The following is a 23,079-nucleotide window of genomic DNA, read 5'->3' as shown; positions in this document are numbered from 1 at the left end:
GGCGCCGCACCCGGGGCGCGTTCGCCCTTTCAATGACTGGAATCACCATGCGTTTTGCCGCGATTGCCGACGTGCACGGAAACTATCTCGCGCTGGAAGCCGTGCTGGCCGATCTTCGCGCACAGGGTATCGACGACATCGTCAACCTCGGCGACATGGCGAGCGGCCCGCTCGACGCGCGGCGCACCATGGACATCCTGATGGCGCTCGGCGCCGTGCACGTGCTCGGCAACCATGACCGCTATCTGATCGACCGGCCGCCGGAGAAGATGGGGTCATGGGACCGGCCGGCCCACGCGCAGCTCGATGCCGGTCATCTCGACTGGCTGCGCGCGGTGCCGAAGACAGCCGTGTTTCGCGACCGGGTGTTTCTCTGCCACGCCACGCCCAACCATGACGAGATCTACTGGCTGGAGACGGTGCAGCCCGACGGCGCCGTGCGGATGTCGCCGCTCGACGCGATCGAGGAGCGGGCCAAGGGGATCACGCAATCGCTGATCCTCTGTGCCCACACCCATGTCGCCCGCGCGGTCCGGCTTCGCGACGGCCGCCTGATCGTCAATCCCGGCAGCGTCGGCTCGCCCGGTTATCGCGACACCCATCCGTATCCGCATGTCATGGAGGCCGGCACGCCGGACGCGCGCTACGCGATCCTTGAAGGGATCGGCGGTGAATGGCGCGTGACGTTCCGGCATGTGCCCTACGATCACGCTGCAATGGCCGATCTGGCGCGGCAGAGGGGTCAGGCGGAACTGGCGAACGCGCTGGCGACGGGATGGATCGGGTAAAACAAAACGGCCGGCGATGAGCCGGCCGTTTTCATCACAACGATTGTGTGAGCCATCACACCGCAGCCGATATCCACTGCTGCAGCTTCTGCTTCGGCGCGGCACCGACCTGGCGCGAGGCCATCTCGCCGCCCTTGAAGATCATCAGGGTCGGGATCGACATCACGCCGTATTTCGAGGCCGTCTTCGGGCTCTCGTCGACGTTCAGCTTGACGATCTTGACCTTGTCGCCCATCGCGCCGGAAATCTCGTCGAGCGCGGGTGCGATCATGCGGCAGGGTCCGCACCATTCAGCCCAGAAATCGACCACGACCGGGCCGGTCGCCTTGAGCACTTCGGCTTCGAAATCGGCGTCTGAAACCTTGCCAACGGCCATGGGAGTACCTCGTTCGTTTGGATTGGGGCGCGGTCTGGAGAATCGCGCGTCGGATGATGGGGCAAACCTATGAACGCGACCTTGCCGGGTCAAGCACGGTCATCCCTTTGGATTAGGGCGGCCAGCTCCGCGTCCAGCGCAGGGGCTGAAATCTCCATGAATTCAGGCGTTTCGGTCCAAAGCAGCGCGGCGCGCACCGGCCGCTGGGGATAAAGTTTGCCGAGCACCGCCCGATACAGCGCCAATTGGCGGATATATCCCTTCGGCGCCTCGGCTGCCTGCGCTGGTGGCGCGTGGTTGGTCTTGAAATCGACGATCAAAACTTCGCTATCGGTCACCACCAGCCGGTCGATCTGCCCGGAAACCAGTGCCGGACGCCGGTGCGGCCGCTCCAGACGGCCGACGATCGAGACCTCGGCGCGGCTACCGGGCGCAAATACCGGCGCGAAGCGTACGTCGGCAATCAATGCCAGTGCACTTTCCGCAAGCTGCTTGCGTTCGTCTTCGGTCCAGCCATCGGCGTTGCGCGCAAGATAAGCGAGCGCGGCATCGCCGCGGCTTGAAGCCGCGATATCGGGCAGCGACTGCAGAAGCCGGTGCACCAGCGTCCCGCGCTGGAGCGCACGGGCCCGCTGCGCAATGGATTCGCCGGTGCGAACCGGATGGCTGTCGCCATTGGCGGGTTCGGAAGGCCGCAACGCGCTTTCCGTCGACGTTTCCGGCTGCGCCGGCGTCAGCAGCCAGGTCGGCAGCGCGATCGGTGCGGCCGCAGGCGTTGCAGGAGCGGAGCCTGTCGCGGGAGCGGCTTCCTCCGCCAGCGTATAGCGCGTCACCTTGCCATTCGGCGTTTCGAGCTCCTGCACCTGCAAGTCTGAGCGCGCGAGACCCTTGCTGATCAGGTCGTACCAGGATGATTTCCGCACCGCGTTCATGTTGCCGGGCAGGCAGCCGCCGACGATCAGCCTGTCCGCCGCGCGCGTCATCGCCACGTACAGCAGGCGGCGGTATTCATCCTCGGTATCGGCGATCATGGCCGCGCGCGCGGCGACGACGGAGGAGGGATCCTCGGCCTTGCGGCCGGCCCACACCACGACGCCGGGCGCGTGCGGACCGGCATTGCCTTGCGGCAGGTTGATCAGTTTCAGCCGCTGCGTATCCGAAGGCGACGTGGTGGTGTCGACCAGGAACACGACGGAAGCTTCCAGGCCCTTGGCGCCGTGCACCGTCATGACGCGGACTTGGTCGCGCGAGATTTCCATGTCGCGCTTCACTTCGGTGTCGGCCGCGCGCAGCCACGCCATAAAACCCTGCAGCGAGGCCGGCGCCTTGCGTTCATAGTTCAGCGCCAGTTCGAGAAATTCGTCGAGCGCGTCGTTGGCCTCATGGCCGAGCCGTTGCAGGATTCGTGCGCGGCCGCCGTCGCCGCCGAGCAGCCAGGCGTAGAACGCAAACGGCGTCTCGTGGACGACGCGGCGCTCGCATTGCTCGAGCCGCCAAAGCACATCCCGTAACAGGCCGTCGGTCGCGGCGCGGGCGGTCAGCGCCGCGCGCAGCGAACCCTTGCGATCCCGCGCCAGCTTGAACAGGTCGTCGTCGGTGAGGCCGAACAGCGGGCTCTTCAGCGCCACCGCGAGCGCCAGATCGTCCTGCGGCAAAAGCAGCGCATCGGCCAGGTTCATCAAATCGATGATGGCGATATGCTCGGTCAGCTTGAGCCGATCGGCGCCCGCGACCGGGATATTGGCGTGCTTCAGCGCCTGGATGACGGCGTCGAAGGCGTTGCCGCGCCGCCGCACCAGCACCAGCACGTCGCCATAGCGCAGCGGCCGCCGGGCGCCTGTGCTGCCGGTCATGGTGCCGCCGTCGACCAGCGACTTGATCTCGGCCTGAATGCGCCGCGCGAGTTTCACTTCCGGGCTGGTCAGCGAGACGCCGTCAAACGGCGCGCGCCAGCCCTCAATGTCCTGCCGGTCGTCGGCTTCTGCCAATTCCCAGAGATCGATCTGGCCGGGACCGGCGTCGGCGAGCCAGTTGTGGACGGGATGACCGGTCTCGACCGAATGGATACTTCGGTAGATATCTTGGTCGCGGAATACGTGGTCGACCGATTTCAGGATCGCCGGCCCTGACCGGAACGAATAGGTGAACGATACCGGATCGAACTTCAGCCCGGCGTCCTCGAATTTCTTCTTCAGCGCCCGGCGTCGCAAATCGAATTCGCGCGGAGCCGCGCCCTGAAACGAAAAGATCGACTGCTTTTCGTCGCCGACCGCGAACACCGTTCGCACCAGGCCGTCGCGCGCGCCCGCGCCGGACGTGAATTCCGAAATGATATGGGCGACGATGTCCCATTGTCGCGGGCTGGTGTCCTGCGCTTCGTCGATCAGCACATGGTCGACGCCGCGGTCGAGCTTGTAATGCACCCAGCCGGAGGAGACGCGATCGAGCATGGCGAGCGTCTTGTCGATCAGGTCGTCATAGTCGAGCAGGCCGCGCTCCTGCTTCTCGCGCCGGTAATTCGCCGCCGCCGCGGTCGCGATATGCAGCAGCGCCTCGGTACGGTCGCGCGCCGTGACCGCGCGGCGGCGTTCGATCAGCGGCGCAATGCGGGAGGTCTCCGCGTCGAACAGCCGGCCGATCGCTGGATTGTTGTCGATGAACTTCTTTGTCACGACGGATTTGCGCGGCGTGCGGTCGGCCTCGGTGAGAAACACGCCGAAATATTCATCGACCTGCGCGGCGCCGGAGAACACCAGCGCGTCGCGCAACCGGCGCGCCTGCTCCTGATCGGATTTGCTGCCGGTATCCAGAACGCCGGCGATCTCCGGCCAGCGCGATCGCGGCAGGTTCGGTCCATCGACGATGGCGCGCTCGACCTCCTCGATACGGTCATTCGGATCGACGCCGAGGGCCGCGGAAATCTGCGCCGCGGCGGCATCCGCGCTGCCGGCGGCATCGGTCCAGGCCATGAAATGATCGCGGCTCAGGCAGGCCTCGCGCACCACGTCCTTGAACGTCACGTCGGCGGCGCTTGCCATCGCCGTCATCAGCGCGCGCCCGGTGGCGCTGTCGGGATGGCGCGACGCCTCGAGAAATACCCCGAGATTGGCCCGCTCCATCATCTCGTTCTGGTCGCGGTCGTCGAGCACGGCGAACCGCGCCGGCACGTTGGCCTCGAACGGGAATTGCTGCAGCAGCCGCGCGCACAGGGCGTGGATGGTCTGCACCTTCAGGCCACCCGGCGTTTCCAGCGCACAGGCGAACAGTTTGCGCGCATCTCTTCGCAGCTTTGCGCTGGGATCGGCGATGCCGGACTCCCGGATGGCCGCGTCCAGCTCTGTGTCGTCGAGCGTGACCCAATGACCGAGCGTCGTAAATACCCGTTCCGCCATGTTGGCGGCGGCGGCCTTGGTGAAGGTGATGCAGAGGATTTTTTCCGGCGCCACGCCGTCCAGCAGCAGCCGGATCACCCGCTGCACCAGCACATGCGTCTTGCCGGACCCGGCATTCGCCGAGACGAAGGCGGACGCTGCCGGATCGGAGGCGCGCGCTTGCGTCGCGCGCACCGCTGATGGAATCGTGCGCGGGGCCTTCACCATTCCTCGATCCCCAGGCCGCCGGCCGCGGACCATTCCTTGATGCGGGCGAGGTCGTCATAGGCGCCGTAGCGGTTCGACCACATCGACAGGTTCAGGGAGGTGTAGGCCTGATCCTCGTTCTCGAACGCCCGGATCAAGGCCTCGAGTTTTAGCCGCGCCTCGTCAGCCGCAGCGTCCGGCGGTTGCGGCGTATCGTTGTTGCGGATTTTCAGCTCCAGCGTCCGCTGCTCGCCGGGCGGATTGTTGCCGCTCAGCCTGACATAGACCAGTTCGCCGACAGAGGAATCCGCCGGAATATTCTTGAATCCGCCTTCGCGCAGGATGGCGGCCTCCAGCGTCAGTTGCGGCGACAGGCCCATGCGGACCTGCTTTCCGGTCGGCGGTTGCCCGGTCTTGTAATCCAGGATCGCAAAGCTGCCGTCGTGACGCCGTTCGATGCGGTCGGCGCGCGCGGAGAGAATGAAGGTCCGCGCGTTGTCGAGCGGAATTCCGATTTCGCCTCTGGTCTCGGCCTTGATGTTGTCGATGCTGTCGCGGCGCGCCAGCTCCCAATCGGCAAACCAGCCGGCGATGCGCTGAAACCGCGGCCACCACAGCGCCTTTGCTTCCGGCCGTTCCATCAGCGGCGCAAAATGCTTGGCGCCGATGCCGCGCAGCGCCTGGACGACGTCACGGGGAAGTGCTTCGGCAAACGTCTGGGTGAATTCACCGAGCGCATCATGGATCGCCGAGCCGCGATCGGCCGCCGACAGCGGCATGTCGACGGGATCGAGCGGATCGAGCCGCAAAATATATTTCGCGTAGATGGTGTAGGGATCGCGCAGCCAGTCCTCGATCGCGGTGACGGACAGCTTGAGCGGCCGCGTTGCAAGCGGCGGCTTGGGTGCAGGCTGCTTGATCGGCTCGACCTTGTCCGGCCGGTCCAGTTCGTCGGCGAAGCGGACATAGTTTGCACCGGCAAGCTTCGCCGCGTTCCAGCGCGCTTCGCCGGCGACGGCTTCGAGCCGGTGCAGGAAGCGCGAGGCGACCGCCGGCGCGCCGCCGACCTTCGCCGAGTGGGTGAGAATCACCTCGCCGGCCCCGAGCAGTTGCGCGAAGTCGTGCGCGGAGAGGCCGATGCGGCGCTCCGGCAGATCGAGGCCGAGTTCATGCCGCATCGGCCGGCTCAGCCATGGATCGACCCGCGGCGCCGGCGGCCACACGCCTTCGACCAGTCCACCGAGGATGACGCGATCGGTTTCCGTCAACCGTGCTTCGAGCTGGCCGTAGATCTGCAGTTGCGCATCGGCATGCTCCGGCCGGCGCACCATGCGGTCGGCAAAGGCGGTCTGAAACACTTCGGGATAGTCACTGAGCTTAACCATCAGCCCGCTCGGCTTGCCCTCGCCGAGCAGATCGTCGAACGCCGCCGCGAGCGCCAATCCCTGACTGCCCTCGAACACCACGGCCACGCCGCCCTGGTCGCAGGAAAGCGCGGTCAGCACTTCGTGGTGGCGTTGCGCCAGTTCGGCAAAATCATAGGGCCTTGACGGCGCCATGCTCTCCAGCGGTGCAAACGCCTTCTGCAGCGAGGCGATCAGCGATTGGGCCAGATCGAGTTCGTCTTCCTTCAGCTTCGCGCGCTGCTCGGAGGCGTGCAGCGAGGACGTCTCATTGCCTCTCAGCTTTTTGAGTTCGCTCCGGAAACGATCGAAGTCGCGGGCGAGGCCACTGCTGCCGGCTTGCGGTCGGGTGCCGCGCAGCACCGCCAGTTCGAGCACTTCGATAGCGCGCTTGGGCGTGCCATGCGCGCCGCCAAGCCGGAACAGCGGATGCTTCAATAGCGCTAGCAAGGTCGGCGGCTCCAGCCCCTTGGCGGCGGCTTCCGCGGTGAGGCGCGCAAAAATCCCAGCGGACGTATCCGTCAGGGCGTCGCCGCCGGAATCGTCGAATTCGAGATTCCAGCGGGTCAGCGCCGCCATCACCCGTCGCGCCAGTGCGCGGTCCGGCGTCACCAGGGCTGCCGATTTGCCGAGATGTCGCGCCTCGCGCATCGCGATCGCGATCGCCAGCGACTCCATTTCGGAATTCGGCGCTTCGACCACCGCGAGGTTGGCCATCCCGGCGGAAATCTTCGCGGATACGTCCGGCTGCGCCAGCCGGTCATGCCATTGCTCGGTCGCGCTCGACGGCCGCATCGTCTCCGAGACCAGCACGTCGCGTCCCTGAGCCGCCGGCGTGCCGAGGATTTCGACATCGCTGCGCCGGATGCCGAAGCGGTCGAGCAATCCCTGCATCGCGAATTGCGGATGGTTCGACGAGGGCTGCGTGGTGAATTTGCCTTGCGCGTCCCTGACGCCGCCGATGATTTGCCAGGCTTCGTCGTCGAGATCGGTATCGAGCCCCGGCAGCACCACCGCGCCTTGCTTCAGGCCGGCGACAACGGCGAGGAATTTCGCGGTCGCCGGCATCGAGCCGGTCGAACCCGCCGCGATCACGGGGCCGTCGTGATGCGCGGTCAGGCGGGCGGCTTCCGCGTCGATCAGGCGGTCGCGCCGCTCCGCGGGTTCGATCCTGCCGATTTCCTTCAGATGATCCGGCCATATCTTGCGTGCGATGCGCAGGAATTCCAGCGAGTGCTGCCAGTACTGGTCAAGCTGATCAGGCACCAGGCTGTCGAGCGCTTCCCAGGCGACGCCGCGCGTCACCATGTCGTCCATCAGCCGCGCCAGATCGCCGGCCAGCGCCAGTGTCGAAGCCGGGCCGCCAACCACGAGCGGCGCCAGCACCGGACCTTTCGCCCACGCCGCGACGAGATGCGCCAACGTCAGCCGGCGCTCGAGTTCGCCCAGTCGCGGCGGAATGTCGAGCGGCGCGACACCACCGAATTGTTCCGAACTCTCGGAGAACGCCAGTTCGTCCTCGTCGATGTCGCCGAGGGCTACGATGCGCGGCAGGATCGCGGCCTCGGTCTTCAACTCATCGAGAAAGATTTCCCGCGCCAGCCGCCCGGCGCGCCGGGTCGGCAGATAGAGCGTCGCCCGCGCCAGGTTCAACGGATTGTGGCGCGCTTCGAACCCATCGACCAGCCGGCCATCGACCAGAGCAGCGATGACGGTGCGCAACAGCGGCACGGAGACGGGAACGCTGAAAACGCGCATGGGCTTCCTGATTCGAGGTCAGGGGCCAATATAGGGAGCGATTCAGGGTTGGTCATGGGGCGAGAACGGCTGCTGCCATTTACTCACTGTCATCACCCGCGAAAGCGGGTGATCCAGTATTCCAGAGCCGCTGTGGCTGAAACGAGAGGCCGCGGCGTACTGGATGCCCCGCCTTCGCGGAGCATGACGAGCTGACTTGCCGTCAGATCTCCCTACGCCACGCTCTCCAAAAACGCCTCTTCCGCGGCCGCGACCGCATCGGGGGTGCCGACATGCATCCAGACGCCGTCGAGGCGCAGGCCGAACAGCCGCTCCTGTTCGTTGGCGCGATCGAACATTTTCGTCAGTGAAAATTCGCCCGTGGGTGCACCGTCAAACAGCGACGGTGACATGACGGCCGCGCCGGCATAGACGAACGGCACCACCTGATGCTCCCGACGCTTGCGCAGCGCGCCGTCCGGCAGCATCGCGTAGTCGCCGCGGCCGGCATAGCCGATGCTGGTCGTGGTCGGTGCCATCAGGAGCAGGATGTCCATCCGCGCGGGATCGAAGGTTTCGGCCAGCCGCGTCAGGTTGGGCCGTACGCCGTCGATCCACATCGTGTCGGCGTTGAGATGGAAGAACGGCTGCCGGCCCAGCAGAGGCAGCGCCTTGACCACGGCGCCGCCGGTGCCGAGCACCTGGTCGCGCTCGTCGGAGATGATGACGCGGGGGCGGCTGCGGGTCGCGGTATGCGTGATGATCTGGTCGGGCAGATAATGCACGTTGACCACGGCTTCGCTGACGCCGGCATCGGCGAGCTTGTCCAGCACATGATCGAGCAAGGGCTGGCCGGCTACCCGCACCAGCGGCTTCGGCATGTGGTCGGTCAGCGGCCGCATGCGCAGGCCGAGGCCGGCGGCGAGGACCATGGCTTTGGTGGGCATAACGGACATGTCGGGAATTTCTCTAGCCATCAACGGCGCGCCAACGCGCCAAGGATCATTTCAAGGATCATATCACGGTGATTCGCCGGTTACAGCGACTGTGAGGCCATAGTCGCCGGACATGACGGCAGTACGACGGCACCGGCACACCAGACTTCAGGCCTCGGCTTCGGCGCGCTTGGCCGCCGCCTTTTTCTTTTTGTCGGTCTGCTTCAGGAAATTGACACCGATCTGGTCGCCATTGACCCAAGCCAGTTCGCAGCGGCGGTAGGCGAGCCCGGTCGATGACAGCAGCAGGAAGAATTCCTTCAGATGCAAGCCCTCGACGGAACCATCGACCGTCAGCTTGGCGCCGGTCTCGGATACGTCTTCCATCACACAGTCGCGCCGCCAGGTGCCGTCGATGCCCATCATGTGCGCGGCAAAGCCGCGCTCGAATGTGACGCGATCACCTTTGCGCCGTTCCGCTGTCGCCATGGCCGATTCCCGCTTCCAAGACGGCTGCCCCATATACCGAGCACAGCCTTTCCCAGTTTAAAGGCGGGGTGGCTAACAAGTGGTAAATCAGGCAACCGGCGGGGGGACGTTGGCGGCGTACCAGTCGCGAAACCCTGCCAGGGTCGGGTGCGCCAGCGAGCGGTTCAGGTAAGTCCAGATCCGGGGCTGGTGACGCAGATATTGCGGCTTTCCGTCGCGGCGGTTGAGCCGGGCGAAGGTGCCGAGCAGGCGCGTGTTTCGTTGTGCCGACATGATGGCGTAGAGTTCGGCGAAATCGGCGGCGTCGAAATGGCTGTCTGCCGCGCGCCGCGCCTTGATGTAGCGGGTCAACAGCGTCAGTTCGAGCTGCTCCGGGACGTCGATCCGGGCATCCTGCAGCAGCGACACCAGGTCGTAGGCCGCCGGTCCCAGCACGGCGTCCTGGAAGTCGATAATTCCGACGCGCAGGATGCCGGTGCGTTCGCCGCGCCAGATGATGTTGGGGGAATGAAAATCCCGCATCACCCACGTCCGCGGCGCGGCTGCCGCCTTCTCCAGCACCTGGCGCCACATCGCCTCGAATTCTTCGCGGCCTTCGCGGCTCAGTTCGGCGCCGCGATCGGCCAGATACCATTCCGTCATCAGCCCGATCTCGACCAGCCACGCATCGACGTCGAACACGGGAATCGCGTAGTCGAGCTCTCGCGTCAGCGGCAGGGTTTCGGGCAGCGTCTCGCGGTGCAGCGCCGCCAGCATGTCGGTGGCGGCCTCGTAGCGCTCGACGATCGGCCGCGGCGGCTCGCCTTCGATCACACCCGCGCCGCCGAAATCCTCGGTGATCAGGAAGCCGGAATCGAGATCGGTGTGACGGATCGCGGGCGCCGAGAAGCCGTGCTGGCGCAGGCCATTGGCAATGGCGACGAACGGCTTGACGTCTTCGGCGAGATGCACCGCTGCGCTGTAGGATTTTCCGTCATAGATTGCCGGTCCGTCCGGACGCCGCGGCGAATTCATCAAGATAGCAGAGCCGCCGTCCAGAACGAGCCGCGCATAGGAGCGCGTCGAGGCATCGCCGGGCATGCGCTCGCGCTCGGCATTCATGAAGCCGGCGCCGTCGAGGAACGCGCGCATCGCGCCCAGCCTTTCGACCTGCGCTACGGCCTTGCCGTAACCGGTGATCTCGACGGCGCGCGCGGAGGATCCGAACGCCGGACGATGGCTGAAGGCAAGGTCGATGCGATCGGCGGGAAGCGCGTCCGGCGCACGTTCCGGCCACTCGATCAGCACCAGCGTGGCTTCCGGCAGCGGCGACAGCCCGATTTCCTCCAGCTCGCTGGCATCATTGATGCGATAGAGGTCGGCGTGAATGATCGGAAACGGCAGGTCGTAGCTCTGTGCCAGCGTGAACGTCGGGCTTGGCACCTCCAGCGCGGCGTCGCCGGCGAGATAGCGGATCATCGCCCGGGCCGCGGCGGTCTTGCCGGCGCCGAGATCGCCCGACAGCGTGATCACATCGCCGGGACCGACCAGGAGCGCGAGGTCCGCCATCAAATGCGCGGTGGCCGTCTCGTTGGCCAGCGCGGCCGAGAATGTCGCGGTCGCGGTCATTCGGCGGCGTTGCGATGGGCGTTCTGGTCGATCGGGAAGTCGCACGAGACCATCGTGCCCTGGCCGACCGCCGAATCGACCCGCACCTTGCCGCCGTGCAGTTCGACAAAGGAGCGCACCAGCGACAGGCCGAGGCCGGCGCCGCGGTGACGCGAGCCGTTGGAATGGCTCTCGAACCAGTCGAACACCTTGTCTTTCACGTCGGGCGGAATGCCGGGGCCGGAATCGGTGACGGTGAAGGTCACCCGATGCTCGCTGCGCCGCGCGCTGATCGTGACGGCGGCATCATGCGGCGAGAAACCGACCGCATTGGCGAGCAGGTTGTAGAGCACCTGCACGACGCGGCGTTCGTCGCCGATGAAAACGCCGATATTGGGGTCGATGTCGACCTTGAGCTCGATGCGATCGGTCGCGAGCCGGTCCTGGATGCCTTCGGCGGCGTCGTGGATCGCCTTCTCGATGTTGACCGGGCCGAGCTCCAGTTTCATGGCGCCGGCATCGATGGTGGCGAGGTCGAGAATGTTGTTGGTCAGCGCCAGCAGCGCGTTGGTCGATTTGGTGACGTAGTCGAGATATTCGGCCTGCTTTGCCGTCAGCGGGCCGGTCGAGGGATCGCTGAGGAAATGCGCGAAGCCGATGATGGTGGTGAGCGGCGCCCGCAATTCGTAGGACACGTGGTGGACGAAATCGACCTTCATCTGGTCGGCGGTCTCGAGCGCCTCGTTGCGTTCGCGCAGCGCCCGTTCGACGTTCTCGGTGTCGGTGATGTCCTGGAACGTCAGCATGGTCGCGCCGTCGGGCAGCGGCATGGTCATGCAGTCCAGCACGCTGCCGTCCTTGCGCTCGAGCTTCAGCGCTACCTGTGCCCGGTTCTCGATCGCGGTGATCGCCTCGCGCAGCGTTCGCCACGCCAGGTCGTCATCGAACAGCGGCCTGCACAGCGTCTCCACCGTCTCGATATGCGGTTGTTCGCTGAGGGACTCGGTGGAGAGCTTCCAGATCTTGGCAAAGGCCGGGTTGAACAATTGCACGCGGCCGTTGCTGCCGAACACCGCGACCGCCTCGTTGAGGTTGTCGAGCGTTTCGTGCTGGACACGTGTGAGGCCGTCGAAGCGCCGCGCGAGGTCGAGGCTTTCGGTGACATTGTCGAACAGATAGGTGACGCCGCCTTCGAGATTCGGCGTGGTGACGACGCTGACCGCGCGGCCGTCCGGCAGGAACCAGGTGTAGGTCTCGGGTTCGACGGCGCGATAGGCCTCGTGCAGTTTCGCCTTCCAGGCCCGGAAGTCCGGCTGCTCCGGCAGTTTGCGCGCAGCGCGCAGCCGGTCGAGCACGCTGGAATCATCAGGGTTGGCGTCAAGGAACGCCTGATCGAGGCCCCACAGCCGCCGGTAGGATTCGTTGTAGAAGGCGAGCCGCCGCTGGCCGTCGAAAACAGCCACGCCCGATGACAATTGGTCGAGGGTGCGGCGATGCGCTTCCGTCATCCGATCCATGGCGGCGCGGAGCGAGGTGGCCTCGCTGGCGTCGATCGCGATGCCGGCGCTGCCGCCCGCCAGCTTCACGGCCTGTACGTCGTAGATGCGCCGCTCGCCGCCGACCACGATCGGCAGCCGCGCGCTGAAGGTGGAATTGCCGTTCAACGTTCGGCTCATGTCGGTACGCTGGTCGGTTTCGAGCAGTTCGAGGTTGCGCTGGATCGCGTCGGCGACGCCGGCCCCCTCGGTGGCCCGCACATAGGCCGTATTGGCGTAGCGAAGATTGCCTTCCGTGCTCTTGGCCCAGATCGGCCAGGGGGCAGCGGCAGCGAAGTCGCGCAACAGCTCGGTCTCTTCCTGAAGCGTCTTGTAGCGGAGGTTGGATTCGGCGAGTTCGCGGCGGAGTCCGCCGAGTTCGCGAATCCTGACAATGGCTTGGCCGCCGATGGCGCGGCCCATGGCCTCGATGGCACGGCCGTTCGAGGTGGAGAGGTTGAGCAGAAAGCCCTCGCCGGCCTCGCGCAGCGCGTCGACGGCATGGTCCATTTGCAACGCCGGTTCCGGCGGCAGCCAGGTTCCAAAGGCGAGGATTCGCTGCGGCGAATTCTGTGCGGCGTCCGGCGAGATCAACAGCGAGGTATCGCCAGAGATCTGCGGTCGGTTTTCGCCCGCGGCCCAGGCAATCAGGATTTGCGGCTCGGCGAACAGCAGCGCGCGCAGCCGGTCGGCCTGATCCTGCAATCCGGCGACGTCGGCGCGCAGGCGGAGCTCGGTGCGGGTGGCCCGAACCCGGGTGCGCATCAACAGGATCGCCGCCACCACGGTAAAGCCGAGTAGCGCCAGCGCCGTCGTCAGCACGGCGAATTCCTGATGATTGAAGTCGAACCAGGCCGAAAGCGCCTGCGTCAGCGTCAAATCGGCGGCAAAAGCGGGTTCCGGCGCGGTCGATAGCGCGGTGGCGAGCGCGAGCAGGCCGTGGCGCGCCAGTGAGGTGCACGACAGCAGGTTTCGACGCATCGCCGCGACTACGCCCGACATAATTTGCCCCAGAACGCACGACTCCAGCGCGCGGCGCGAACCCCCGCCGTGCACGAATCGACTGACATTATCTGCTTCGGGAGTCGGCCGGTAAGAGTCCAGACCGTGAACGTGAATTGGCTTGTGAAAAAATGAGCGGATTACCGCCAAGGCACCATTCCAGTTTGACGGATCAGCGCCCGGTCGAGCCAAAGCCGCCACTGCCGCGGTCGGTTTCCGAAAGCGTGGCAACGGCGACAAGCTGCGCCTGGGTCACCGGCGCGATCACCATTTGCGCGATGCGCTCGCCGCGCCGAATCGGGAACGGCGCATCGCCGTGGTTGATCAGGAGCACGTTGATTTCGCCGCGATAATCCGCATCCACCGTGCCGGGCGAATTCAGCACCGTGACGCCGTGTTTGGTGGCAAGCCCGGAGCGTGGCCGCACCTGCGCCTCAAAGCCACGTGGCAGCGCGATCGTAAGGCCGGTCGGCACCATCGCGTATTTTCCCGGCGACAGGATCAGGGGCGTCTCAGTTGGAACCGCTGCCAGGAGATCAAGCCCGGCCGCGTCGGCGCTGTGATAGGCCGGCAATGCCAGACCTTCGCCGTGCGGCAGTTGGCGGATGTCGACCTTGACTGTTGCGCTCACGACTTTCTCTCCACCGTCTTTGCTATCCGCGCCACCAGTTCGGTCGCGACCTGTTCCTTGGTCATGACCGGCCAAGACTCCACTTCAATGCTGTCAACGCCAATCTTGTCCGCGCCCTCGCGCGTCAGGAGATGCACGGTGTTGCGGTCGCCGCCCATCACGCCTGACGCCGGCGAGACGTCGTTGGCGACGATCCAGTCGCAGCCCTTGCGCGCGATCTTGGCCTTGGCGTTGTCGATCAGATGTTCGGTCTCGGCGGCAAAGCCGATCACCAGCGGCGGGCGCTTGTCGCTGAGCTTCGAGATCGTCGCCAGGATGTCGGGATTCTCGACCAGTTGCAGCGGTGGCATGCCGGCAGAGGTTTTCTTCAGCTTCTGCTCGCCTTCATTGGCAACGCGCCAGTCGGCGACCGCTGCGGCAAAAATAGCAATATCCGCCGGCAGGGCGGCTTCGACCTTGTGCAGCATGTCGCGCGCCGATTCCACCCGGATCACCGAGACACCTGGAGGATCGCGCAATTCGACCGGACCGGAAACCAGCGTGACGTCGGCGCCGGCGGCCTGGGCCGCGGCGGCGATCGCAAAACCCTGCTTGCCGGAGGAACGGTTGGCAATATAGCGCACGGGATCGATCGGCTCATGCGTCGGCCCCGCGGTGATCAGCACGCGCTTGCCTGTGAGCGGCCGGGGTCGCGGCGGACGCAGGATATCGACGGCCGCGGCAGCGATTTCAGCCGCTTCCGACATCCGTCCGACGCCGGCCTCACCGGCCTCGGCCATCTCTCCGGCGTTGGGACCGATCATGGCGACCCCATCCCGCCGAAGCTGCAGCACGTTGCGGCGGGTGGCGGCGTTGTTCCACATCAGGGGGTTCATCGCCGGCGCGAGCAGGATCTGGCGGTTGGCGGCGAGCAGGATGGCGCTGGCGAGATCGTCGGCATGGCCCTGCGCCATCTTCGCCATCAAGTCGGCGGTTGCCGGCGCCACCACGATCAGGTCGCACTCCCGCGCCAGGCGAATATGCCCGGCGTCGAACTCGCTCTCGGCATCGAACAGATCGGTATAGACGCGCTCATGCGACAGTGCGCTGGCCGCAAGCGGGGTGATGAATTGCTGCGCCGCCTTGGTCAGTACGCAGCGGACGTGAATATGGCGCTCCTTGAGCCGCCTGATCAGGTCCAGCGACTTGTAGGCGGCGATGCCGCCGCCGATGATCAGGGTGACGCGGGCCTCGCCGGTGGCGCTGACCGCCCGTGGCGGTGCCGTGGAGGCTAAAGGGCCGCCGGATGGTTCGGGGCGCCCCTGGATCAGCTCCCCGAGAATGACCCGCACCTCCTCCTCGACGGAGCGGCCATTTCCGGCCGACCGAAGCCGCAGATAGGCTTTGACGGCCTCGTCGAGTTTTCGGATGGTCAGGCTGGCCATGGGCGGCTCCCGGCAAGAACTGACAGCATTGATATCAAAAATGTGATATCAATGCAATCAAAGTTGACGCACGGCGATCAAAATTCCGATGAAAGTCGCCGCGATGATCCACAGCGCGAGGGTGCGCCAGCGGCTCTTGCGGGCCTCGGTCCGGGCCATCGCCGCAATCGTCTCCGGCGACAGCGTAACGCCCTCGCGCGTCATCCGCTCCAGATTCTCCAGTACCGCGATCGCCCGCGAGGCAATCGCCGGCAGGCTTGCCGCCACCCGGCCGAGTTCGCCGGCGCCCGACAGCGCGCCCTGGATGCGCCCTATGGGGCCGAGATTGCGCTCGATCCATTCGCGCACCACGGGATCGGCGACTTTCCAGATGTCGAGCTTGGGATCGAAGCCCCGCGCCACGCCTTCGACCACCACCATGGTCTTTTGCAACAGGATCAGTTCGGGCCGGGTCTGCATGTCGAACAGGCCGGTGACCTCGAGCAGCAAGGTCAACAGCTTCGCCATCGAGATTTCTTCGGCGGTGCGGTTGTGAATCGGCTCGCCGATGGCGCGAATCGCTTGCGCGAAATTCTCGACCGAGTGATGGCCCGGCACATAGCCGGCCTCGAAATGCACTTCCGCCACGCGGCGGTAGTCGCGGGTGATAAAGCCTAAGAGAATTTCGGCGAGGAAGCGCCGCTCCTTCAACCCGAGCCGGCCCATGATGCCGAAGTCGACCGCCACCAGCCGGCCGGTATCGTCGAGGAACAGGTTGCCCGGATGCATGTCGGCATGAAAGAAGCCGTCGCGCAGCGCGTGGCGCAGGAAGCTCTGGATTACCTTGCGGCCCAGGTCAGGCAGGTCGATCTGCGACTGTGCGAGCCGCGCGTGATCGTTCAGCGCGATGCCGTCGATCCACTCCATCGTCAGCACGTTGTGGGTGGTGCGGTCCCAGTCGACATCAGGCACGCGGAAGTCCGAATCGTCGCTTGTGTTCTCCGCCATCTCGGACATTGCCGCCGCTTCCAGCCGCAGGTCCATTTCCATCGCGACCGAGCGCGACATCGTATTGATGACTTCGATCAGCCGCAGCCGTCGCGCCTCGGCGGAATGCGCTTCGGCATTATGCGCGACAAAGAAGAAATCGGAGAGGTCGCGGCGGAAACGCGCGGCGACATTGGGTCGGAGCACCTTGACCGCGACCGATTTGCGCACGCCATCGCGTTCGGTCTCGCCGCGATGCACCTGCGCGATCGAGGCAGCGGCAACCGGCGGGCCGAGGTTGGCAAAGGCCTGCGCCACAGGGCGTTCCAGCGATTGCGCGATCACGGCTTCGGCCGCGGCCTGCGAGAACGGCGGCAGCCGGTCCTGCAGGCTTTCGAGATCGCGCGCCATCGCGACGCCGACCACGTCGGGCCGGGTCGCCAGAAACTGCCCGAGCTTGAGATAGGCCGGACCCAACCGCGTCAGCGCCCGCGACAGCCGCGGGCCGGATTTGGCGCCGGGCCGCTCGATCAGGCGCGCCAGCTGCAACGCGAGTTGGCCGGGCGGCGGCACCAGGCTCGGATCAACGACGCCGAATACGCCTTCGCGTGCGAACACGTAGGCGGCGCGGACCAATCGCGCGATGTGGGTCGCCGCAGAAATCACAAACGCCAACCCGAATGCAGCGCCACGATACCGCCGGAGAGGCTCTCCCACTTCACCCGCGAAAAGCCGGCATCGCGGATCATCTCGGCGAAGGCATTGGGTCTGGGAAACTTGCGGATCGATTCGACGAGATATTGATAGGACTCGGCATCCCCCGTCACGGCGCGGCCGAGCGGCGGGATCACCTTGAACGAGAACAGGTCGTAGATCCGGTCAAGCCCGGGCACGTCGACGGTGGAAAATTCCAGGCACAGAAAACGGCTGCCGGGCCTCAGCACGCGATAGGCCTCGCGCAGCGCGGCGTCGATCCGCGGCACGTTGCGGATGCCGAAGGCGATGGTGTAGGCGTCGAAGGCACGATCCGGAAAGGCCAGCGCTTCGGCGTTGCCCTCGACGAACGAAACCTGCTGATCGAGATGACGGGCGGCGGCGCGATTGCGGCCGACCTCGAGCATATCGGTGTTGATGTCGCAGACGGTGGCATGGAAGCCGGCGCCGGCCGCCTTGGCCGCGCGAAACGAGATATCGCCGGTGCCGCCGGCGACGTCGAGCAGCGCAAACGGCGCATCGTTCTTTGGCGGGTTGAGCGCCGTGATCATGATGTCCTTCCAGATCCGGTGCAGGCCCACCGACATCAGGTCGTTCATCAGGTCGTAGCGTCCGGCCACGCTGTGAAACACGTCGTTGACCAGCGTCTGCTTGTCCCCGAGGGGCACGTCCCTGAAGCCAAAATGCGTAGTTTGGTCCGGCCGATCCATCAACTCAACTCCATACCGGACCATAGCGCGCCCGCCGCAATGGCGCTATCACGTCACCTTCATAAGGTGAATACCTGCATGCCTGAATTGCCCGAAGTTGAGACCGTCCGCCGCGGCCTGCAGCCCGCCATGGAGGGGTCAAAAATCCTCAAAGCCGAAGCCCGGCGCAAGGATTTGCGGTTTCCCTTTCAAAAAGACTTTATCGCGCGGCTGGAAGGCCAGGTTGTGACCGGCCTCGGCCGCCGCGCCAAATATCTGATGGCCGATCTTGCTTCCGGCGACGTGCTCTTGATGCATCTCGGCATGTCCGGTTCGTTCCGGGTGATCGAGGGCCGGATGCCTGAAGGCAAAACCGGCAACACGCCCGGCCAATTCCACCATCCGCGCAGCGAAGACCGCGCCCATGACCACGTCGTGTTCCACATGTCGTCGGGAGCGGCGGTGGTTTTCAACGATCCGCGCCGCTTCGGTTACATGAAGATCATCGCCCGCAACGCGCTGGAGGACGAGCCGCTGCTCAGCGGTCTCGGCCCCGAACCGCTCGGCAACGAATTCGATGCGGCGATGCTGGCGGGCGCCTGCGCCAACAAGAAGACCAGCCTGAAAGCGGCGCTGCTCGACCAACGCGTGGTCGCAGGTCTCGGCAATATCTATGTCTGCGAGGCGCTGTTTCGCGCCCAACTGTCGCCGCGCCGGCTGGCCGCGACGCTGGCCGCCAAGAAAACCGCCGAACCCACCGATCACGCCAAACGTCTGGTGAGCGCGATCCACACTGTGCTGAACCAGGCGATCAAGGCCGGCGGCTCCTCGATCAGCGATCATCGCCTGACCTCGGGTGAACTCGGCTATTTCCAGCACTCGTTCAGGGTCTACGACCGCGAGGGCGAGACCTGCCAGACCGCCGGCTGCGGCGGCATCGTGCGGCGCTTCGTCCAGAACGGCCGCTCGACGTTCTGGTGCCCGAAATGCCAGAAATAGAAAAACGATCGGGAGAACAAACATGAGCGGCAACTGGCGGGATCGCGCGGCCACCACCTTTCAATGTCTGAAGCAGCCGGCGTCCGGGAGCCGCGGCATGGTCGTCAGCAATCATCCGCTGGCTTCCGCTGCGGGCGCCGAGATGCTGGCGGCCGGCGGCAACGCCGTCGATGCGGCGATCGCGACGCTGTTCACGCTGACGGTGGTCGAACCGATGATGGTCGGCATCATCGGCGGCGGCATGGCGCATATCAGGCTCGCCGATGGCAGCCATCGTTTCATCGACGGCCAGAGCACGGTGCCGGCGGCGGTTCGCCCCGACACCTACACATCGAAACCGGGCTCGGCGCATGACGTGTTCGACACCGTCGGCGATGAAAATCTGAACGGCCCGAAAGCGGTCGCGGTGCCGGGCTCGCTCAAGGCCTGGTGCGAGACGCTGCAGCGGTTCGGCACCATGAGTCTCGCCGATGTCATGCAGCCCGCGATCAAGCACGCCTCGCGCGGCTACGCGGCGACGCCGTATTTGCACGAATGCATCAGCGACGGCGCGGAGGAGATGCTGAAGGACAAGGCAATCTCGGCGATCTATCTGCCTGACGGTGCGCCACTGAAAGCCGGTGAGCGCGTGGTGCAGTCGGAATATGCGGAAACGCTCAAATCCATCTCGCAGCATGGCGAGGCGGCGCTCTATCAGGGGCCACTCGGCGACATCCTGGTCGATTACATGAAAGCGAACGGCGGCTTCATCACCCGCGAAGATCTCACAGCCTACAAGACCGTCGAGCGCCAGCCGATCCGCGCCGACTACCGCGGCTGGGAAATCCTGGGGCCGCCACCGCCGGCGGCATCCGGCGTCCACATCGCGCAGATGCTCAACATTCTCGAAGGCTACGACATCACCGGCCTCGGCTTCGGCTCGGCGGAGACGATCCATTATCTCGCCGAAGTGCTCAAGATCGCCTTTGCCGATCGCGCGGCCGCGAGCGGCGATCCGGATTTCATCAACGTGCCGGTGGAACGGCTGACCTCGAAGGCCTATGCCGACGAACGCCGCCGCGCGATCGATTCCAACCGCGCGCAGAAATGGGGCGCCGGCATTGCCCAGCTCGAAAGCGCCCACACCACGCACATGACGGCGGCGGATGCGTTCGGCAACGTGGTCGCGACCACGCAGACCATCAACAACCTGTTCGGCGCCAAGATCTTGATCCCCGGCCTCGGCACCGTGCCGAACAATTACATGAACCTGTACGATCCCCGGCCGGGCCACGCGCTGTCGCTGGCGCCGGGTAAGCGCGTCACCACCTCGATGTCGCCCATGATGGCGCTGCGCGACGGCAAACTGGTTTACGCGCTCGGCCTGCCCGGCGGAAAGCGGATCTTTCCAAGCGCCATGCAGGCGCTGGTCAACCTGATCGACTACGGCATGAGCCTGCAGGAAGCGGTCGAGGCGCCGCGGGTCTGGACCGAGGGCAATGCGCTCGAGGTTGAACTCGCCGTGCCCGAAGGCGTTCGCGCCAAGCTCACGGCAATGGGCCACAAGGTGCTGGCGGTGCCGACCATCGCCGGCGGCATGAACGGTATCCAGTTTCACGACGATGGCCGCATGTCGGGCGCGGCCTGCTGGCGCGCCGACGGCACGCCGGTCGCCATCGCCGGCGGCCTCGCGCGCGCCGGGGTGAGATTTGGGCTGGCGTGAAGCCATAGCGCTGCGCCAAACCGACAAATGTCATACCCGCGAAAGCGGGTATCCAGTACGCCGCGACCCCTCCGCTGAATCGCTGTCGTCTCTGGAATACTGGATCATCCGCCCCAGTGCGCAATTGCGCACAAGGCGGGTGACGACAGCTGGAGCTACTTCCTCACGCAGATCACCCGCACCACGGATGATTTCGCATCCGGCGATCCGCCGCTCGCGTTGACGCCATTGGCCTTGAGGAAATCACGCACGGTGTCCGACGTCACAAGCACAGCTTGCGCTCCGGGTGTGGCATTCGCGGGCCCCGCGACCAGCACCGGTTTCAATAGCGCGATGCCGGCGAACTTGCCGTCGCTGTCGAGCGCGGCCGCGCCGGAAAAGCCGAGCGACGGCGGCGGCGAGAGCGCGACGTCGCTGCCGCCGCCGAGCTGGGCCACCGAGGCCTTGACGGTGCTCACCGCGGCATTGCCACCCTGGTTCTGCGGATCTGAAATGCCGGTGAGATCGAGCGCGGTCGTGGTCGCGGCGTTGGCGAGATCGAGCGCCTTCAGCCCGCGTGCGCCGTAGATGCGCAGCAGCGCCAGATCATGATCCTTGTCCACGGCGACCAGATCGGCATTGCCGAAGCCCGCGATCGTGACCGCAACGCAGCCATCGGTGATCTGCCGGTCGGCAATGATCGTGCCGTCGTCGCTGACGACGACCCCGGTACCGTATTCCACGGCCTTGCGCGGCGGCGGCCCCGCAGCCTGCGCGGCGGATGGAAACGCGTTGAACGCGCTCGACATCGCGATCACCACCGGCTCCACGGTATTTTCGGTCGCCTGGTCGTAGAGGATGGTGAGGATGCGAACCTCGTCACCCCTGAAGGTGCCGCGGAGATAAAACTTCTTCAGGCCCTGCAGGCCGGACAGTACGAAGAAATCCGGCTTCACGACCGTGTAGTCGATATTGCGGCCGGTCTCCTTCTTTTCCCGCTCGGCGAGTTTGGCCGTGGTGGGATCGGCTTCCTTGCGCCGCGCCAGCTGGATCTGGATCGTTCCGGTGGGGGACGTCCATTTGGCGCCATTGGCGTCGCTGGTCTGCTGCGGTGTGAGCTTGGTCGGAATCCCGAGCCGGACGCCGGTGCCGGGATCGGCGACGATCTTCCAGCCGACATTCTCCTGCCGCCGTTTCGCGGTGTCGGCGAGGACGCCGCGCTCCTGCGCATTGAGCACGCCGGTCTGCTTGCCGCCGAGGGACTTCTGGAATTCCTTGATGGCGTTGACCATCCGCTCGCTGACGTCGCCGGTGATGGCGCCGTTATACTGCCCGACCCAGGCGAGGTCCGACTGCAGCGCCAGCCGCTCGGCCTGCGCCATCGCATTCGCGGTGTCCTCGGGCTTTTGCAGCGCGGGGCGGATCGGCACGGTCGTGACCGATTTCGGCTTGGCGCCGGCGGTCGTTGGCGGCGTCAACTGCGCCTGCGCGGATACCGCCGAGACCGTCAAGATCGAGGCCGCGATCATCCATGTTGCTGAAAGCACCGATCTCATGACAAATCCCGGCAGATGTTTGGAGCGATCATTGACCTCGGGCCAACTAAGCACATCTGCTTGGTCGGCAACAACAGCGCGCCGGTTCACGGAACCACGCAAGGACGAGACGGACCATGCTGACGGCCGACGAACTCGAACGCTACGCCCGCCATATCGTGCTGCGCGACGTCGGTGGCCCCGGCCAGGCGGCGCTGAAGGAGGCCTCTGTGCTGGTGATCGGCGCCGGCGGGCTTGGCGCGCCGGTTCTGATGTATCTGGCGGCTGCCGGCGTCGGCAGGCTCGGCGCTGTCGATGACGATATCGTGTCGCTGTCCAATCTGCAGCGCCAGATCATTCATGCCACGCCGGATATCGGCCGGCGCAAGGTCGACAGCGCGGCCGATCAGATTCACGCGCTCAACCCCCATGTCCATTTCGAGGCGCATGCGGTGCGTCTCGATGCAAAGAATGTGATGTCGCTGATCGGCGGCTATGACCTCGTGCTCGACGGCTCCGACAATTTCGAAACCCGCTATCTGGTGTCCGATGCCTGCTATCTCGCCGGCAAGCCGCTGATCACGGCCGCACTCGGCCAGTTTGACGGCTCGCTGACGACGATCCGCGCGCATGAGCGCGGCGCCGACGGCGGGTTCAATCCGACCTATCGTTGCCTGTTTCCGGAAGCCCCGCCGCCGGGCACTGTGCCGGCTTGCGCCGAAGCCGGCGTGATGGGCGCGCTGGCGGGCATTCTGGGGTCGATGATGGCGCTGGAAGCGATCCGCGAAATCGTCGGCTTCGGCGACAGCCTGGTCGGGCGGCTGGTGATGGTGGATGCGCGCGCGATGCGGTTCGAAACCCTGCGCTATGCGCGCGATCCCGCCAACCCGCTCAATGGCGATGCGCCCACCATCACCGATCTGAGCGCGCACGCAGCATAGAGTCCCCGTGTGGCTGCCCCCACCCCCTCTCCCGCTTGCGGGCCCTCCAGGGAAGGGTAAGCGTCAGCG

General features: G+C 65.7%; 15 protein-coding genes and 1 pseudogene. 4 read left to right on the top strand and 12 right to left on the bottom strand.

Annotated features, from left to right (window positions below; genetic code table 11):
- The first annotated feature begins 47 nt into the window (after positions 1-47).
- Positions 48-788 carry a metallophosphoesterase gene (locus tag FFI89_RS00410; RefSeq protein WP_168212731.1) on the top strand — a complete coding sequence of 247 codons (741 nt, stop codon included), beginning with the start codon at positions 48-50 and terminating at the stop codon, positions 786-788.
- Between the two features lie 55 nt (positions 789-843).
- Here the strand turns inward: FFI89_RS00410 and trxA are convergent, their stop codons facing one another.
- The 11 genes and pseudogenes from trxA to ubiE form a co-directional block, all read right to left on the bottom strand.
- Entirely contained in the window at positions 844-1,164 is a 321-nt protein-coding gene (gene trxA / locus FFI89_RS00405; protein WP_138831901.1) for a thioredoxin, read from the bottom strand.
- A gap of 67 nt (positions 1,165-1,231) precedes the next feature.
- A pseudogene (gene addA / locus FFI89_RS00400) lies at positions 1,232-4,763 on the bottom strand (double-strand break repair helicase AddA).
- Positions 4,757-7,903, bottom strand: a complete 3,147-nt coding sequence (gene addB / locus FFI89_RS00395) for a double-strand break repair protein AddB (RefSeq protein WP_138831900.1) — start codon at positions 7,901-7,903, stop codon at positions 4,757-4,759. The pseudogene addA and the gene addB overlap by 7 nt, the downstream one beginning before the upstream one ends.
- Positions 7,904-8,115: 212 nt before the next feature.
- The gene (locus tag FFI89_RS00385; protein ID WP_138831899.1) at positions 8,116-8,838 is read right to left on the bottom strand and encodes a nucleotidyltransferase family protein; all 723 of its coding nucleotides are present in this window, start codon (positions 8,836-8,838) and stop codon (positions 8,116-8,118) included.
- 147 nt (positions 8,839-8,985) lie between these two features.
- The gene (locus tag FFI89_RS00380) at positions 8,986-9,306 is read right to left on the bottom strand and encodes a PilZ domain-containing protein (protein WP_138831898.1); all 321 of its coding nucleotides are present in this window, start codon (positions 9,304-9,306) and stop codon (positions 8,986-8,988) included.
- Between the two features lie 87 nt (positions 9,307-9,393).
- Positions 9,394-10,914: a tRNA (adenosine(37)-N6)-threonylcarbamoyltransferase complex ATPase subunit type 1 TsaE gene (gene tsaE / locus FFI89_RS00375; RefSeq protein ID WP_138831897.1), complete on the bottom strand. Its 1,521-nt coding sequence runs from the start codon at positions 10,912-10,914 to the stop codon at positions 9,394-9,396.
- On the bottom strand, positions 10,911-13,430 hold the full coding sequence (locus tag FFI89_RS00370) for a PAS domain-containing sensor histidine kinase (protein ID WP_138831896.1): 2,520 nt from the start codon (positions 13,428-13,430) through the stop codon (positions 10,911-10,913). The genes tsaE and FFI89_RS00370 overlap by 4 nt, the downstream gene beginning before the upstream one ends.
- Before the next feature lie 172 nt (positions 13,431-13,602).
- Positions 13,603-14,061 carry a dUTP diphosphatase gene (dut, locus tag FFI89_RS00365; protein ID WP_138831895.1) on the bottom strand — a complete coding sequence of 153 codons (459 nt, stop codon included), beginning with the start codon at positions 14,059-14,061 and terminating at the stop codon, positions 13,603-13,605.
- On the bottom strand, positions 14,058-15,485 hold the full coding sequence (coaBC, locus tag FFI89_RS00360; RefSeq protein WP_138831894.1) for a bifunctional phosphopantothenoylcysteine decarboxylase/phosphopantothenate--cysteine ligase CoaBC: 1,428 nt from the start codon (positions 15,483-15,485) through the stop codon (positions 14,058-14,060). Before coaBC ends, dut begins: the two co-directional genes overlap by 4 nt.
- Positions 15,486-15,542: 57 nt before the next feature.
- On the bottom strand, positions 15,543-17,117 hold the full coding sequence (gene ubiB / locus FFI89_RS00355) for a 2-polyprenylphenol 6-hydroxylase (protein ID WP_138831893.1): 1,575 nt from the start codon (positions 17,115-17,117) through the stop codon (positions 15,543-15,545).
- The gene (ubiE, locus tag FFI89_RS00350; RefSeq protein ID WP_138831892.1) at positions 17,114-17,875 is read right to left on the bottom strand and encodes a bifunctional demethylmenaquinone methyltransferase/2-methoxy-6-polyprenyl-1,4-benzoquinol methylase UbiE; all 762 of its coding nucleotides are present in this window, start codon (positions 17,873-17,875) and stop codon (positions 17,114-17,116) included. The genes ubiB and ubiE overlap by 4 nt, the downstream gene beginning before the upstream one ends.
- 78 nt (positions 17,876-17,953) lie before the next feature.
- Here ubiE and mutM point away from each other — a divergent pair, with 78 nt between their 5' ends.
- Complete coding sequence (gene mutM, locus FFI89_RS00345; RefSeq protein ID WP_138831891.1) at positions 17,954-18,853, top strand: bifunctional DNA-formamidopyrimidine glycosylase/DNA-(apurinic or apyrimidinic site) lyase; 900 nt, start codon at positions 17,954-17,956, stop codon at positions 18,851-18,853.
- Between the two features lie 22 nt (positions 18,854-18,875).
- Positions 18,876-20,555 carry a gamma-glutamyltransferase gene (ggt, locus tag FFI89_RS00340; RefSeq protein ID WP_138831890.1) on the top strand — a complete coding sequence of 560 codons (1,680 nt, stop codon included), beginning with the start codon at positions 18,876-18,878 and terminating at the stop codon, positions 20,553-20,555.
- Positions 20,556-20,710: 155 nt separating this feature from the next.
- Here the strand turns inward: ggt and FFI89_RS00335 are convergent, their stop codons facing one another.
- Positions 20,711-22,090: a serine protease gene (locus FFI89_RS00335; RefSeq protein WP_138831889.1), complete on the bottom strand. Its 1,380-nt coding sequence runs from the start codon at positions 22,088-22,090 to the stop codon at positions 20,711-20,713.
- Positions 22,091-22,206: 116 nt separating this feature from the next.
- On the opposite strand from FFI89_RS00335, the gene FFI89_RS00330 reads away from it, so the two are divergent.
- Positions 22,207-23,010, top strand: coding sequence for a molybdopterin-synthase adenylyltransferase MoeB (locus FFI89_RS00330; protein WP_138831888.1), 804 nt, complete (start codon positions 22,207-22,209; stop codon positions 23,008-23,010).
- The last annotated feature ends 69 nt before the right edge of the window (positions 23,011-23,079 follow it).

Source organism: Bradyrhizobium sp. KBS0727, assembly GCF_005937885.2.
GTDB lineage: Bacteria > Pseudomonadota > Alphaproteobacteria > Rhizobiales > Xanthobacteraceae > Bradyrhizobium.
This window is presented reverse-complemented; position numbering and strand designations above follow the sequence as displayed.

What these genes read in the sequence shown, in the direction of transcription:
- FFI89_RS00410 (WP_168212731.1), top strand. Translation starts at nt 48, where the DNA reads ATGCGTTTTGCCGCGATTGCCGACGTGCACGGAAACTATCTCGCGCTG.
- trxA (WP_138831901.1), bottom strand. Translation starts at nt 1,164, where the DNA reads ATGGCCGTTGGCAAGGTTTCAGACGCCGATTTCGAAGCCGAAGTGCTC.
- addB (WP_138831900.1), bottom strand. Translation starts at nt 7,903, where the DNA reads ATGCGCGTTTTCAGCGTTCCCGTCTCCGTGCCGCTGTTGCGCACCGTC.
- FFI89_RS00385 (WP_138831899.1), bottom strand. Translation starts at nt 8,838, where the DNA reads ATGTCCGTTATGCCCACCAAAGCCATGGTCCTCGCCGCCGGCCTCGGC.
- FFI89_RS00380 (WP_138831898.1), bottom strand. Translation starts at nt 9,306, where the DNA reads ATGGCGACAGCGGAACGGCGCAAAGGTGATCGCGTCACATTCGAGCGC.
- tsaE (WP_138831897.1), bottom strand. Translation starts at nt 10,914, where the DNA reads ATGACCGCGACCGCGACATTCTCGGCCGCGCTGGCCAACGAGACGGCC.
- FFI89_RS00370 (WP_138831896.1), bottom strand. Translation starts at nt 13,430, where the DNA reads ATGTCGGGCGTAGTCGCGGCGATGCGTCGAAACCTGCTGTCGTGCACC.
- coaBC (WP_138831894.1), bottom strand. Translation starts at nt 15,485, where the DNA reads ATGGCCAGCCTGACCATCCGAAAACTCGACGAGGCCGTCAAAGCCTAT.
- ubiE (WP_138831892.1), bottom strand. Translation starts at nt 17,875, where the DNA reads ATGGATCGGCCGGACCAAACTACGCATTTTGGCTTCAGGGACGTGCCC.
- mutM (WP_138831891.1), top strand. Translation starts at nt 17,954, where the DNA reads ATGCCTGAATTGCCCGAAGTTGAGACCGTCCGCCGCGGCCTGCAGCCC.
- ggt (WP_138831890.1), top strand. Translation starts at nt 18,876, where the DNA reads ATGAGCGGCAACTGGCGGGATCGCGCGGCCACCACCTTTCAATGTCTG.
- FFI89_RS00335 (WP_138831889.1), bottom strand. Translation starts at nt 22,090, where the DNA reads ATGAGATCGGTGCTTTCAGCAACATGGATGATCGCGGCCTCGATCTTG.
- FFI89_RS00330 (WP_138831888.1), top strand. Translation starts at nt 22,207, where the DNA reads ATGCTGACGGCCGACGAACTCGAACGCTACGCCCGCCATATCGTGCTG.